11 protein-coding genes are annotated in these 14,551 nt (G+C 54.7%); 5 read left to right on the top strand and 6 right to left on the bottom strand.

Features of this window, described 5'->3' with window-relative positions:
• Positions 1-5 precede the first annotated feature (5 nt).
• From B2M20_RS14350 to pabB, 6 genes are all read right to left on the bottom strand, one after another.
• Positions 6-467 carry an adenylyltransferase/cytidyltransferase family protein gene (locus tag B2M20_RS14350; RefSeq protein ID WP_079447732.1) on the bottom strand — a complete coding sequence of 154 codons (462 nt, stop codon included), beginning with the start codon at positions 465-467 and terminating at the stop codon, positions 6-8.
• On the bottom strand, positions 464-1,561 hold the full coding sequence (locus B2M20_RS14345; protein ID WP_079447731.1) for a LicD family protein: 1,098 nt from the start codon (positions 1,559-1,561) through the stop codon (positions 464-466). The genes B2M20_RS14350 and B2M20_RS14345 overlap by 4 nt, the downstream gene beginning before the upstream one ends.
• A gap of 152 nt (positions 1,562-1,713) precedes the next feature.
• Positions 1,714-3,027: a glycosyltransferase gene (locus B2M20_RS14340; RefSeq protein WP_079447730.1), complete on the bottom strand. Its 1,314-nt coding sequence runs from the start codon at positions 3,025-3,027 to the stop codon at positions 1,714-1,716.
• Entirely contained in the window at positions 3,024-4,571 is a 1,548-nt protein-coding gene (locus B2M20_RS14335; protein WP_079447729.1) for a glycosyltransferase family 2 protein, read from the bottom strand. The genes B2M20_RS14340 and B2M20_RS14335 overlap by 4 nt, the downstream gene beginning before the upstream one ends.
• A 12-nt stretch (positions 4,572-4,583) precedes the next feature.
• Complete coding sequence (locus B2M20_RS14330) at positions 4,584-5,108, bottom strand: hypothetical protein (protein WP_079447728.1); 525 nt, start codon at positions 5,106-5,108, stop codon at positions 4,584-4,586.
• Between the two features lie 479 nt (positions 5,109-5,587).
• A complete protein-coding gene (pabB, locus tag B2M20_RS14325) occupies positions 5,588-7,705 on the bottom strand; it encodes an aminodeoxychorismate synthase component I (protein WP_079447826.1) in 2,118 nt (705 codons plus the stop codon).
• Positions 7,706-8,030: 325 nt separating this feature from the next.
• On the opposite strand from pabB, the gene B2M20_RS14320 reads away from it, so the two are divergent.
• The 5 genes from B2M20_RS14320 (at position 8,031) to B2M20_RS14300 (ending at position 14,548) form a co-directional block, all read left to right on the top strand.
• Complete coding sequence (locus tag B2M20_RS14320; RefSeq protein WP_079447727.1) at positions 8,031-8,828, top strand: universal stress protein; 798 nt, start codon at positions 8,031-8,033, stop codon at positions 8,826-8,828.
• 445 nt (positions 8,829-9,273) lie between these two features.
• Positions 9,274-11,595: a TonB-dependent receptor gene (locus B2M20_RS14315; RefSeq protein ID WP_079447726.1), complete on the top strand. Its 2,322-nt coding sequence runs from the start codon at positions 9,274-9,276 to the stop codon at positions 11,593-11,595.
• Between the two features lie 1,015 nt (positions 11,596-12,610).
• Positions 12,611-12,835 (top strand): MbtH family protein, encoded by a 225-nt coding sequence (locus tag B2M20_RS14310; protein WP_079447725.1) that lies wholly within the window; start codon positions 12,611-12,613, stop codon positions 12,833-12,835.
• Between the two features lie 20 nt (positions 12,836-12,855).
• Positions 12,856-13,611, top strand: a complete 756-nt coding sequence (locus B2M20_RS14305) for a thioesterase II family protein (RefSeq protein WP_079447825.1) — start codon at positions 12,856-12,858, stop codon at positions 13,609-13,611.
• Positions 13,580-14,548: a TauD/TfdA family dioxygenase gene (locus B2M20_RS14300; protein WP_079447724.1), complete on the top strand. Its 969-nt coding sequence runs from the start codon at positions 13,580-13,582 to the stop codon at positions 14,546-14,548. The genes B2M20_RS14305 and B2M20_RS14300 overlap by 32 nt, the downstream gene beginning before the upstream one ends.
• Positions 14,549-14,551 lie beyond the last annotated feature (3 nt).

Below are 14,551 nucleotides of genomic sequence, written 5' to 3'. Positions count from 1 at the left end.
AACGCTTAATACTTCTCCAGTTGCGCACGCAGATGATCGATCTTGTTCTTCATCGACGCGATCGTATCGCTATCAATCTTTCGCAGATAGCCCTTAATATCGGTCGTAGAAATATTCGATGTTCGGCTCACATAGGTCACGATGCAGCCGGTTTCCGCAGACAGATGATCGAATTTTCCAACCCAATCGTCGCCCATAGCGAATATTCTGACGTCGTGCTTTTGGATATCGCTGCATTTTTGCTCCCATGTCGTTTCGGGTATCACCAGATCGACATACTTGCAGCTTGAAAGGATCTCGGCGCGTTCGTTGTAGCGGATTACAGATTTCTTCCCTTTGATATCGTTGAATTCGTCGGTGGAACACCCAACGATCAGGCGGTCTCCGAGGCTTCGCAGGCGCTGTAGCAGGCGAACGTGGCCCACGTGAAACAAATCAAAGGTTCCGTAGGTGATTACGTTGTTCATGTCGAATCACCCCTCTTTGAGTTGAAAGTGGCATCGGTGGCGAGCAGACAATCCTCGTAGATCTTACGAACTGCCGGATCGGAACATTTTACACTATCGATGAATCGCCGCAGGTGAACCGCCCGTTTCGCTTCCTTCTCAGTACTGATCAAAACATCCAATTTTACGCTTGGGAATAAACGTTTCAAATCCAGGACCCAGAAGCTTTGGTCGGCCCCGGTCAGGGTGACTTCGCTAAACCCACCTTCGCAGATCATCTTCGCAATGGTGTCAAAGTTTGCGTCAGCTGACGCTTCAATCTGCTGGCCCGCACCCGGTACAAATTCAGCAAGCCGCGTTCGGCTCAAACTCGGTGGTATGCCTCTTACATTCGTGGACAGTAAAGCATCATAGTCAAACTCGAACTTCTCCCAGTCGGACCCCATCAACTTGAGCGCGACTTTATCGTGAGAATGAACAACGATATTTTTGGCCACGTTCCCGTACTCGTGCCAGATATCATCCTCGTAGTGGCTGAAGACACGAGCGCGAAAGGAATCCAAGTGGACAAAGGTGCCCGGCCTCACCCATGCTTCGGGAACTTCCTTTGTATGGTACATGCCCCAGTTTGACAGGTTTCTTATAAAGCCCGCTTCATCAACGCTTGTGTAGAATACGTCTATCTGGGCCCATGGCACTACGACCTGTATTCCGTCTGCGAGTTCGATGGAGGCATGACGGGAGTTTGCGTCCTGCTGTAATGCCAGGATGTGGTACCCTCCGCCGGCATAGGGCGCTGCCACCGGCCAGCAAGCGTAGCCGCATTCTCGCAGTAGCGGCAGGATCCTGTCTTCGAAGATCTTAATCTGATCTTCGAAAATGATAACATCCAGATCATCATTCCACGGGGGCATACGACCATTTCGGACGTATCCGACGATTGCGCCAGCGAACAAGAAGTATTCGAGCTTATGGCGTTCGAAGATGCGCAGGACCTGTTTGTAGATCTCCTTGGAACCGTCGGTCAGCTGTTCGTATTTCGCATTGGATATCCCAGCGATCGAAGTTCGGATTGCTGGAAGCGAACTATTGAATAGAGGTGCGGCTAGATTCACGTGTGAACTCGCTTACTCATACTCGCCAGGACGATCTTATGCTTTAGGTGTTGCTGAGAGTCGCAAAGGCCGATGGCTGCGGACATGAACCGGATGCCTCGCTTTCGGTTTGAAACTTGCTCATGGAAAGAAATGATCCGTCCCTCCGTGCGTTAGACCGCCACCGCCTGAGAGTGCCGGCGATCGTAAACAGTAGGTGAGAACTCCTTCCAAAGGCTCAGGTGAGCGTCCAGCATTTCGTCTTCGCTCCAGGGTTGTTCAATGGATCGGTTTGTTGCGATCCATTGCTGCTCGTTTCCGACCAGATTCGACATGAGACCTGCCAGCGACCGGCCGTCCCGTGGCAAGAAAGTAAACCCGTTCTTTTGCGGGATCACTCGTTCCTTCAGACCTGCGATTGCAGAAGCGATGACCGGCCGGCCGAACATCCAAGCTTCAGAAACAACAAGACCAAAAATCTCCCACCACGTCGACGGAACGATCACCCAGTCAACCGATGCCATCCGTTCGGCCAACTGATCACGGCCGTAGGCTCCATTCTCACGCACGGTGATCCTGCCGAACTGGGACTTGCGGAGTTCTTCGACCTGCTGATTGATCCGATCCAGATAGGCATCGGATGCGTAGTGCTTGTTGCCGCCATTTATTTCGACAACGATGCCTTGTGCCGGAAGCCGCTGCTCTCTACCAAGCAACAGAAGGGCATCAAATATGACGTCTACGCCTTTGTTGTCGATGAATTGTCCGAAAAAGCCAAAGCGGTTGACCTGCCGCGAATGCTGACTGCGGTCGAATGTCGTACCAAGGTTTGTCTGGCCATTTGGTATGACGACGCACTTCTCCTGAGGTAGCCCCCACTCAACATATCGTTCGGCGATGAACTCGGATGGAAAAACAAAAACGTCACATTCCCCGAGAGCGGCCTTCAGACGAGCGGCTCGCAGGGTCACAAACTCGGGGCGAAGGTCCGGGAAACATTTGTTGCACGAAACAGGAGAGGCCGATCGACAGAGATCGCGCGAGCCTTTCTTCACCATCTGGCCATCCGCCATGCATATCGCCATCATCTCGTGGAACGTAAAACAGATGACTGCGTCAGGCGCTGCAATCCTGGCCGCACGAATCGATTCCACGCCGACGCGGTGGTAGTGATGGAAGTGGATGACGTCTGGTTTGATCCGCTCGATCAATTCACGAAAGAACTGGATCGAGCGCCAATCTCCAACGGAAAGGTGGAGGAAATCGTAGTACTGCGGGAAATAAAAGTACTGCCGTTCTTCGCCCTGGACAGGGACGATGGGGGCGCCGGGTTTGCCGTAGATCTGATCGTGATTGGCTTCGAGCGCTGCGATAAAATAGGCATCGTGTCCTCGCTTCAGGCTAGCCTGAAACATTTCGTATGCCACCTGTTGAGCGCCACCCGGCGCTATTGAAGGATGAAGATAGCTAACGTAGACAATTTTCATGGCGTACGCCTGCTTGTCTTGGCGAGATGCTTGTCGAAGTAAGCGCCATGTTCGGCGGTGAAGAAGTAGCGGTTCGCCATGGAGGCGCCGCGATATTCTTCACCGCGAGCGCGCGAACCCTGTCCCTCCAGATGCACAAGGCGAATTTGCGGGTGTACGCAAACAGGCCCGTTCGATGCGTTCCAACGCAGTGATAAGTCGGCGTCTTCGTAGTGGCCATAAATGTAGCGCGTAGAAAATCCTCCGAGCTTTTCAAACATTGGCTTTTCAAAGGACATTACCGCGCCGGTTATCGCGGGCACAGCCCTGGGCTTCTGCCATTCTGGTTCGGAAAATGGCACGCCCTTGTCAAAATGTTCGACTCGTAACAGACGTCCGTATGGTGCCAGCACCGAGTCGTCGGTGCGGTTCAGAGAATTGCGTCGGACGAATTCATCTTTATCGATGAACATGCCTGAATGCATGAGATTGTGATCATCATAGAATAACAATCCGCCCCAGAGCGTCTTTCCCAGCTTGGTATCTGCCAGAACCTGCTTCATCTGGCGTGCATAAGCGGGGATTGCATATACATCGGGATTGATAATGAAGATGCGGTTGCTAGCGGCGTGATCGATGGCTGCATTGTTTGCGGCGCCAAAGCCTGCGTTATCTCCCAAAGCAATGACAGTGATCATCACGTCATAAAGGTCCGACATGAGGCGCGCGTACCGCAACACCTCGTCCGCGTCCTCGGGCGAGTTGCAGACGTAGATCCATTCTCCGAAATCGATCCCCGCTTCCCGGAATAACATCGGCTGAAGCTTAATCGGCTCAGTTGAGCCAAAGAGCACCGTCACAAATGAGCTTGATACCTTGCGCGGTCTGAAGCGCTCAACGTAAGAGTTAGACACTGCGGATGCGACATGAGAGCGAAACAGCTGAATGAGAGCTGTTCCCGAAGCTCCGCATAGAAAGCTATTCAAAGACGCTTGTTTGCCAGAATGAGATTCACAGGTAGCGATGATCTGCAATAACGTATTTAGAAGACGCTTGTCTGACACGATCTCTGGAGTAATTTTTGTCTGGAACGTGCCAGTCAGGGAGGCCACTTGAAACAGAAGTGGCTGCTTCAAAAGAGACTTCGAGGGAGATTGACCGAACCCAACAAACCCATAGTCGTAGGCGCCCTCGCGGATGTGTTGCTCGACGTCTTTCCGGGCCTGCCTAAAACATGCGGTTCGCGGTAACTCGACAGTGAAATCGCCCCCGATCAGCTTCATTCGCGGAGTTTCACAGCCTTCATCCGCGAGCCAGCCGATGATTAGGCAGAACCCTGACTCCGAAACCAAGTATCGTTCGACCGAGCATGCCACAGCGCCCGGCTCGCGGCGGATGGTAGAGTGCTTGTTCTCATCGATGCCGAATCGCAGATAGTGATCGAGCGCGCTGGCGGCTTCACCTGAAGTTAACGCATGGCGCGCGTGCGGATTGGATTCCAGATATCGAGATTCGTCAAAATTGCGAAGAGCTACAGGAAGCAGCGGCGCTTCTAACATGTTCATCCCTCAAAAATCTCAGCGGGGCGAAGCGGGTAGCGCCAACCCGCGGTACCCACGCCTGACAAAATCTTCGTGCGCGTGTTTTTCCTCTTCACTTGGTTTGCGAACGTGCATATAGCGGCGGGCGTACCACCTTGCGTCTACGCCAGGGTTGGACGGCAGTCTGCCTTCTGCGTATCCGAAGTTTTCGAAGTGCTCCGCAGCGCTGGCTATCTTGCCTTCCAGCATTGCTTGAGCGACGTCGGGATACGTCTCAAGATACCATTCGCTGTCTACGATCGTCGGAGAGCCGAGACGCCCCTCAAGGTATCCCACCGATCTGAAGTGTGCCCATCCTGATGCAAACCGGGCGCTGCTGACGGCGGCCGCGATGTCAGGGTAAGTTGTGAGATACCAATCTTCGTCGAAATCCCAGGAGGAGATGTACAAATCAAGAAGACCGGCCAGCGTCTTCCGAGGGAGCCTAACCTCGTCTGCGTCGGCATTGAACTGATCAGGTAAATCACCAAAGGCGACCCGGGGATGCGGGATATTCACCATTCGAATTCGTCCCGATTGCAATTCCTCAACATGTGCGCCGCGGTGTCCGCGCAGATCACGAAAGCAAATCTCAAGGCACGACTCCTGATGCGTGTTCTTAATGTTGGTGATGATGAAATTTGGTGTGTTGTTAAACTGCTGTCATCGATAGTTCACACAAGCTGCGTTTCCGTTCACAAAATAGAAGTGCTTTGATTCACAAAATAGAAGTGCTTTGATTACAATCCGAATCTCGATGAACCTCTCACTGCTACTCATGACGTTTCGCCATCAAAGGTCTCAGGCCATTAGCCGCAGCAAAGGGGATAAGTTGGAGTGCGTGGATATAAAGACGCCATCCGTGTCGATCGGCGCGGTCCTCGTTCATGTCATGCCGCCGGCGAGCGATTTATCTTCGTAGCCGGTAAATTTGGATCGCGAAGGCAAGGCCAGCGGGTGCACACCAGCTTTTCCGTGGTATGTGCGATCGTCAGATGTGCTCAGCCTTGCGCTGTGCTGTCGCTGGACTCCAGCAGACGAAATTGACCTTCGCTGGAGCTTCCGAATGTGGCGATGACGATTGATCTGATCGAAGCCTCGGCCTTCAAGAGCATTTCCTCAAATTCTCCCTCGGGGGTGGATTCCGCAACTACTCCGCCTCCCGCACCGATAGAGAACCGTCCATCGGTCAGCACGATGGATCGGATCACGATACTCAGATCAGCGGCGCCATCATCACCCAGCCAGCCGAGTGATCCAGAATAGATACCTCGGGCGCGCTGCTCCAACTGATCGATAAGCTCAAGAGTACGGGATTTGGGCGCTCCGGTCATCGATCCGCCCGGAAATGCGCCGCTGCGCAGCACGTCAATGAGCGTATACTCCGGTTTCAAAACGCCGCGTATCGTACTGACCAGTTGGTGGACGGTCTGATATGTTTCGACGTCAAACAAGCTTGGCACCGATACGGTCCCGGTCTCACAGCAGCGGGACAGATCGTGACGCAAGAGATCGACGATCATTCCGTTCTCTGCCCGGTTTTTCCGATCGGTCCGCAGCATTTCGACCAGCTTCTGGTCTTCAAGCGGATCGGCGGCGCGCCGGATCGTCCCTTTGATCGGCTTTGCTTCGATGTTGCCGTCTGCGTCGACGGCAAGAAATCGCTCAGGCGAGGCGCTCAGGACTGCTCCGCCGGGCCATTTGAGAAACGCAGCAAACGGCGCGGGATTGACGCCTCGCATTGCGCGATAAACTCGCAGTGGCTCAACTGTGGCGGTGCAGGAAAGCTCGCTGGTCAAACAGACCTGATAAGTCTCTCCTTGCGCGATCAAATCGAGACAGCGGGCGACCTTGGAGAGATAGCTCGCTCTTCCATCCTTCATGGCGAACGCGAGCGGACTCCGGTCGATCACGTCAGGGAAATTCAGGGGCGGGCGGTTCGCCGATTCGATCCGCTTAAGTGCGGAACGAATCCAATGCTGCGCGCGGTCGGCTTCCCCGGGGCTATCGATCGCACATATATAGGTTTTTTCGTCGAGATGATTTACGGCGATGAACCTGTCGGAACGGATCCACAAGGCGTCGGGTGTTGCAGCCCGCCGCGTGGTCGGCGAGCCGCAATCATGTCGCAGCTCGTAACCAAACCACCCGACATGACCGCCGACGAAAGGACATGGCGGCGGCGATTGCGGCCGGCTCGGATGCTCCCTTTGAAGATACTCGAATATATCGACGTTCTCGATTCGGCGCCCGCGAGCATCGTCGATAAGGATCGTTCGGTCGATGCTGTTATACTGCACCGTTTCCGCATGTGGCCCGGATGCATCTCCCATATACGACCATTGTGACAGCGGCGACCCCGCAAGATTGCTGTCGAGCCAAAAGGCGAAGGGCTGATCGGCAAAGAGCGAACAGAACACCGCTTCGGTGTCAATCGCGCGCGGGATTTCGAGCCAGAATGCTTTACGAGACGTGGCAGTAGGCACCGTCGTGCGCCGCTTGTCCGGCCTTGCGAGCGGTGGCGTTGAGGTTCTTCCCATGAAAAGAAAGGAAAGGTCGCGAAAATTTCGTAGCAAGACCCGGCCGTCTTCTGTGAGAAACGATTCCGGATGAAACTGCACGCCCCATTGCGGCCGCCCGCGACGAGCGATGCTCATGACGAGGCCATCTTCGGTCCAAGCAATTTCCTCAAGAGTGGGCGGGAGAGGACGCTGGACCACAAAAGAATGATAGCGGGCCGCATTGAACAATGGCGGCATGTTGGCGAAGAGGCCGGACCCCCGGTGCACGATTCTGGATGTGCGTCCGTGGACGAGAGATGGAGCCCGCGCCAACGATGCGCCTGACCCGACGGCAATGCCCTGATGTCCCAAACATACGCCAAGCAAGGGAACGGCGGCCGCTTCGATCGCAGCCTTGGATAAGCCGAAATCCGCCGCCCGGTCCGGTCGCCCCGGGCCTGGCGAGATAATGATATTATCGAATCGTCTTTGGGAGAGTTCGTACCATGTCACCGCATCGTTGCGGACGACCAGGGGCTCTTCCTGGTTTATCTCTGCGATCAAGTGCACCAGGTTGTAGGTAAATGAATCGTAGTTGTCGATTATCAGCGTCCTCACCACATGACCTCGGCATGCACTGGTTCCCGCACGGAGAGCCGGCGAGCATTGATCGATCCAAAATGATCGCAGGAAGGTTAGAAACGATACATTTATTTTCCGCGAAGTCTCGCCGCTACTGGCGGTGTGCCATACGAACCTCTTATATGCTTATTTTGCTTCCGTCGGGACGATGAACCATATTTCGTCTCGGGAAGATCGATCATGCTTTCGAAAGGGCGCCAGGTATCGCGCAAAAACCTTCGAAGGTTTGAAGCTTTGACCTTGCTTTGATGCTCGATATCATAATTCTGCGGGGGATGGTTCAGATTGGAGAGCGAATCGCATGCCTAAAGACATTATTCTTCATCTGGAGCGCGACCCCTCGCGGGATATCGCCCGTGATTTTGCTGCTTCGATAGCCGAACTTTTCTCCGCCCATTTGACGGCCGTTATATCTAACTTCGAAGCGAACATTCCCGCGGATGCTCTTGGCGATCTATTTGCCGAGAGTGAAGCAGAGGCGCGCGGTGCAATAGAGCGTTTTGAACTGGCTATGAAACGCGGCGAACTCTCAGCTGAATCGCGTCTCGTTTTAGGAACACCTCAGACGTTTTCAGAAGTGGCGCGGTGTTTTGATTTAAGTATCGTCATGCAATCCGATGATCACAAGGGCATCAATAACAGCATTCTAATTGAAACGACGCTCTTTGATTCCGGCCGGCCGCTTATTATCGTTCCCAGCAACCAGCGGGAAGTTCTGAAGCTTGAGAAGATCGTGTGCTGCTGGGATGGAAGTCGCACCGCGGCGCGTGCCATCAATGATGCATTGCCGTTTCTGAAAAAAGCCAATGCTGTTGAGCTGCTTATTGTTGAAGATGAAAAGACCGCGAATGAACAGGTTCTTCGAGGAACTGAAATCGGCCAGCATCTCGCTCGACACGATATCAAGGTCAACGTGAAAACGATACCGGCAGCCGATAGGGACGTCGCGAATGCCATTTTGTCGTATGTTGCTGGCGGTTCGACGAGCTTGCTCGTGATGGGCGGCTATGGACACTCTCGCCTGCGTGAATTTGTGTTCGGTGGCGTGACGCGCGGAATGCTCTCGGCGATGACCGTTCCCGTTTTCATGTCGCACTAAAGTGGGATCGGATACCTTGAGACTTGCTGTTGGCCTTCAATCACCACTCCGCTAAACTGGCTTTAATCCTGCGGCGCGAAGGCTTGCCTGTAGGAGGTGATTGAGGACCTCCCGTTAACAAGCTTATGCAAAAAGGGGCACCCCGCGGGGTGCCCCTTCCATTTGCGATGGTCCATTTGCGAATGGTCATTCAATCCGCCCAATTCTCGTCCTGCGCTCGTACGCTGAAGTGACTTCTCGTCTGCGGTCGCAATCTAAAATGCGTCAGTTGTGTCGAGCAGGAGCAATTCCGAACCGTGAGTCTGCACGCGTACCAAAGTGGAAGTAGTAGAAGGCTCCTCACAACTTTAGATAGTTTCTAGTTCCCGATCCTTTCGTCAGAATCGCTTCTTATGTTACGAGCCGCTGGGGTTTGGATTGCTTAGATAATTGGGGGACGGGGACCATGCGAGAACTTTCAGCCAAGACGATCGTGAGCATAGCGTCGCTGGGAGCGGTGAGCTATTTCGTCGTCTCGGTGGATTCATTCGGCGTCATTCAAGCCGCGCGCGCGCAGCAATCCAACTTGCCGCCTGTGACGATTGTCGCACCCAAGCCGAAAGCACAACAGTCGGCCAAGCGGTCACGAACCCGAACAGCCAGTCCCGTTCAGAGACGGGTGGCCGCACCCGCGCCACGCGAGACGGCGCCCGTCCCTTATGTGGTGCCTTCAACCGGTACGGTCGGCACCGTGCCGCCCGTCTATGCCGGTGGCCAAGTTGCGACTGGGGCAAGCCTAGGAATGCTCGGCAATCGCAGCGTGATGGATACGCCGTTCAATCAGACGAGCTATACTGCTGAACTCATTGAGAATCAGCAAGCGCGGACGATTCGCGACGTGCTTGCCAACGATCCTTCGGTCAGGGCTGTTCAACCAGCCGGTGGCGGCGCCGATGGTCTTTTTATCCGCGGTTTTTTCTATGACAGCGGCGATTACGGCCTGAACGGACTCTACGGAATCGCACCATACTATTCCACGAGGGCTAACTTCGTCGAGCGCGTCGAAGTCCTCAAGGGACCGAGCGCGCTGCTCAACGGCATGACCGTCGGCGGTACCGGCGTCGCGAGCGGCGGGGCGGTCGGCGGCGCCATCAATCTGATCAGCAAACATGCGACCGACGCTGACATCACGCGAATAACGGGAACTTATGTTTCCCAATCGCAGTTTGGAGCAAATGTCGATCTCGGCCGGCGATACGGCGAACACAAGGAGTGGGGCGTCAGGCTGAACAGCACTTACTCGAACGGAAATACGCCGTGGAATCGGCAGACGGACGAGTTTGGAAACGTGGTCCTCGGCGTTGATTATCGGGGCGAAAGGGTGCGCGCGGCTTTCGATGTCGGCTATCAGGCGGATAATCTGAGGCCGCCTCTGCGATTCTTCGGGATTGGTGCGGGAGTGACGTCCATTCCTAAGCCGCCGACACCTGGCCTCAACTTCCAGGTGCCATGGGCCTACTACGCGCCCACGGACTTCTTCACGACAGCACAGGGAGAGGTCGACCTAACCGACTGGATGACCGCCTATGCCGTGTTCGGTTATCACGACAGCAACATCAACTATCTCTATCCGTCACCCAACATCCAAAATAATGCAGGGAATCTCCTCGGGCTACCGGGTCGTGGCAAGGAGACGTTCGAGACCTTCGCGGGCACGACTGGTATCCGGGCGAACGTCGATACCGGACCTATTCATCACTTGATGAATATCAATTACTCGGTCAACGACCGGGGCTACGACCAGAACCTTCGCGCAGCGGGCCTAATTGCCTGGAACCTCTACACCGAACCGACCAACATACCACAGCCCACCAACTTCAATGGATTGGCTATCACTCAGAGGACCGGCGTGAGGCTATCGAGCATCGGCCTATCCGATACCATGTCGATGCTGAACGATCGGGTACAGTTCACGGTCGGCGCTCGTCACCAGACTGCCAGCACGGAGGTGACAAATTTCCTGGCGCCCGCTTCGAGTCGGCCGGAGACTAGCTCGTCAGTGTGGAGTCCGGCCTATGCAATTGTTGTCAAGCCGGTCGAGCACATCTCGCTCTATGCGAACTATATCCAAGGTCTGCAGACACCCGTCGTGGTGGCCGGTATTTTTACGAATGCCGGGACCGTGTTCCCGCCAACTCCAACCCAGCAAGCCGAGGGCGGTATTAAGTTCGATGCCGGCCGACTCACGGCAACGCTGAGTTATTTCGATATCAGCCAGCGGAGCATCATCACTCTCGGCGCAGTCGGAAATCAGACTCAGGAACTTAACGGCATGCAGCGTAACCGCGGCATGGAACTCAATGTATTCGGAGAGGTCACTCCCGCCATCCGCGTGCTCGGCGGCGCCGCGTTGATCGATGGTGTGCAGGAAAAGACTCAAGGCGGAATCAACGACGGCAAGAAAGCGATCGGTGTTCCTGTGGTCACCGCGAATATCGGAGCGGAATGGGATACGCCCTTCGTGCGCGGTCTCACCGTGACCGGCAGGGTCATCTATACGGGTGCGCAATACGTCAACGTCACAAATACGTTGACCATCCCCGACTGGACGCGGGTCGATCTGGGAGCGCGATACACCTTTATCTCGCCCTGGAACGGAAAACCGATTATTGTCCGGGGTATGGTCGAAAACGTCGCAAACCAGGCTTACTGGGCGTCGGCGTTTAGCGGGGTTATCACGCTTGCCGCTCCCCGGACCTACCTGGTGTCGACGACCTTCAATTTCTAGCGTCTTTACAGCTCACCACCGGGGTCTCAGCGTTTGATGCGCTGAGACGAAGGTCGAGCATGTGCGCGGCGTGGTGGCTACGTCGCCTTTACGGTGCATTCAATGCACGATCGGCTTCAGCCTTATTGATACCAGCTTGTTCTTCTTGGCGTTATCGGTTTGCCATCCGCCTAGATTGGATTCGTCTTCATGTACTGAAGACCTGATGTGCTGAAGACCTGATGTGTTGAAGACTTGGCGGTGAAGAATCGTCCGGCTGAATCAATTCGATTGCAGCGCGGTGATCCGCTTATCGTTGTGCGCCCTGTTCTGTGCAACGAACGATAACCAGCTCGAAAAATCTGAACTGGCCCCGGATGAAGAGGTGCGTGCGTCGGAGTCAGCGCGCGTCAGAAAAAGAAAACATTTCCGATAGCGCGCTTACGCGTCTCAAGCGGCTGAATATCGACAAGGTGCACCGCGTGAGTGGGCCGCCGTTTGATGCCGCTCGGTAGGCTTGAACGAAACACCGCTGTGCATCGAGCATGACCGCTCGACGATCTTTGCGACTCACGTTGCGAAGATCTGATTTAGGCTCCCGCTCTCTGCTTTGCCGTCTCAGTCTGCACGGTGATCGTCCGTGGCTCCATTTCTTAGTAGCTCTGTTTCTTAGTAGCTCTGTTCCTTGAATCCATCGGCGCTCAGATCGAAGATGATCGCTTTTCAAGTTAGATTTCGATCTCACGTTTGAAATCTCAGAACGACTACGTGAATGTGTAGATGTGACGATAGTGTGATAGGAACCATTTGCGATGCGCGTAATCATAATGTCAAAAGGTCGCTGCAGTTAGATTAAACTTCGCCTCATTGTTATCTTTTTCGCCACGATGTGATGGCGAAACCGAGTTCAGTGTGATGTTCGCTCATTAGTTTTGAGACATTAAAAAATGCTCTGGTAGATATTGCTTTGACCATCATCTGCTTCTGACTTAGTCAAACATTGTCGCTTTCGTTTTCTGAAAAAGGAGACTGGGCCATGATGGTGTTTGATAGAGACGATGTGACATTTGCAGTGGTCATCAATGATGAAGAGCAATATTCGATCTGGCCGATGTTCAAAGATGTTCCCAACGGCTGGAAAGAGGTAGGCAAGACCGGCAGCAAGAAGGAGTGCCTCGACTACATCGAAGAGGTGTGGATCGATATGCGCCCCTTGAGCTTGCGAAAATTCATGGACGAAGCACCGTCGCAATCAGCGTAGTGGCGGAGCCAAATCATCCTATGCGGCTTCTGTGTCTGCCTTACTCCGGCGGAAGCGCGATGTGCTATGCGCGCTGGCGCAGGCTTCTACCGTCATGGATCGATGTCTGGCCGGTCGAATGGCCTGGACGCGGCGCACGGATGGATGAAGCGCTGGCAACCAATCCTCACGAGCTAGCGTCACAACTCGCTAGCGAGCTAAGCGCGAACCTTGATGTTCCTTATGCAGTGTTCGGCCATAGCCTCGGCGCGATCATCGCATTTGAGCTGGTTCACAATCTGCTCGACCGCGGCGTTAGGGCGCCGGCCGTTCTCTTTGCGTCGGGTGCGGAGGCGCCGGCGGTTCGGGATGACAGCAAGTGGCGTCTTCCTTTGAATGACGAGGCGCTGCTGCAGGAGTTGCGCCAACTTCGGGGAACTCCTGACGAGGTGCTGTCGAATACCGAATTCATGAAATCGGCGCTGCCGGTGGTGCGCGCCGATTTCATGATGTGTGGTGCCTATGCTTACAGAATGCGGCCCCGCTTGCCTTGCTCCGTGCACGTTTTCGGCGGGACTGATGACGAGACAAGCAACGAGAACCTGCGGGCTTGGGAACAGGAAACTTCGGCGTCCTTCGGGCTCGATGTTTTGCCGGGGCATCACTTTTTTATTCACACGCGGCAGGCCGAGTTGATCGATTTGATCGAAGCGGTACTGGCGGAGCAATCAAAGCGATCGGTCGGTTTACAGCGGAGTGACGATGATGAGCGCATTCTCCATTCAGCCACTCATTGATGGTCGGAGTCTCCCTTTATTACTCAAGGCGGGAGACGTGGGACGACCACTGGATGAAGCGCTTCCTCTGTTGCGAGCTGTCATCGACAGACACCTGACTGATTGCGGCGGCATCGTGTTTCGCGATTTTTCCCTGGATGGTCCTGATGCGTTTCGCGTCTTCGCCGCTGGTTTCGGGCACCCTCTGCTCACATACGAGTTCGGTTCAACGCCGCGGTCGCAGGTTACTTCCGGCGTCTACACTTCTACTGAATACCCGCCTCACCAGCACATTCCGTTACATAACGAACAGGCCTACACGCGCGATTGGCCGATGAAGATATGGTTCTATTGCGTGCAGCCTGCACTGGAAGGCGGCGAGACGCCGATTGCTGATAGCCGCGCTATCTATAGCGACATGCCGACGGCCATTCGTGAGCGCTTTGCCGATAAGGGAGTGATGTATGTGCGCAATTACGGCAATGGTCTCGACGTCGATTGGCAAGATGTGTTCGGGACCGACTCCAGATCGGAAGTTGAAGCCTACTGCGCCGGTCATGATATCGAATGCGAATGGAAGGATGACGGCGAGCTTCGCACGCGCCAAGTCTGCCAGGGTACTGCGCGCCACCCGGTAACGGGAGAATGGGTCTGGTTCAATCAAGCGCATTTGTTTCACGTTTCAAATCTTGATTCGGAAGTGCGCGAAAGTCTGCTCGACGTGGTCGGCGACGAGATGCATCTGCCGCGTAACGCTTTTTACGGTGACGGTTCCAGGATTGAAGATGAAACGTTGTCGGTCGTTCGGGCCACGCTGGACAGGCACAAGATCAGCTTTCCATGGCAAGCAGGCGACGTCGTGATGCTCGACAACATGCTCACGGCTCATGCCCGGGCGCCATTCAAAGGGCCGCGCAAGGTCATTGTCGCGATGGCGGAAGCCAATCGGCAAAGCTGATTG

Source organism: Nitrobacter vulgaris, from assembly GCF_002028545.1.
Lineage (GTDB): Bacteria > Pseudomonadota > Alphaproteobacteria > Rhizobiales > Xanthobacteraceae > Nitrobacter > Nitrobacter vulgaris.
This window is presented reverse-complemented; position numbering and strand designations above follow the sequence as displayed.

Excerpts from the sequence above, each read along its gene's own strand:
- B2M20_RS14350 (WP_079447732.1), bottom strand. The coding sequence starts at position 467 with ATGAACAACGTAATCACCTACGGAACCTTTGATTTGTTTCACGTGGGC.
- B2M20_RS14340 (WP_079447730.1), bottom strand. The coding sequence starts at position 3,027 with ATGAAAATTGTCTACGTTAGCTATCTTCATCCTTCAATAGCGCCGGGT.
- B2M20_RS14335 (WP_079447729.1), bottom strand. The coding sequence starts at position 4,571 with ATGAACATGTTAGAAGCGCCGCTGCTTCCTGTAGCTCTTCGCAATTTT.
- B2M20_RS14330 (WP_079447728.1), bottom strand. The coding sequence starts at position 5,108 with ATGGTGAATATCCCGCATCCCCGGGTCGCCTTTGGTGATTTACCTGAT.
- B2M20_RS14320 (WP_079447727.1), top strand. The coding sequence starts at position 8,031 with ATGCCTAAAGACATTATTCTTCATCTGGAGCGCGACCCCTCGCGGGAT.
- B2M20_RS14315 (WP_079447726.1), top strand. The coding sequence starts at position 9,274 with ATGCGAGAACTTTCAGCCAAGACGATCGTGAGCATAGCGTCGCTGGGA.
- B2M20_RS14310 (WP_079447725.1), top strand. The coding sequence starts at position 12,611 with ATGATGGTGTTTGATAGAGACGATGTGACATTTGCAGTGGTCATCAAT.
- B2M20_RS14305 (WP_079447825.1), top strand. The coding sequence starts at position 12,856 with ATGCGGCTTCTGTGTCTGCCTTACTCCGGCGGAAGCGCGATGTGCTAT.
- B2M20_RS14300 (WP_079447724.1), top strand. The coding sequence starts at position 13,580 with ATGAGCGCATTCTCCATTCAGCCACTCATTGATGGTCGGAGTCTCCCT.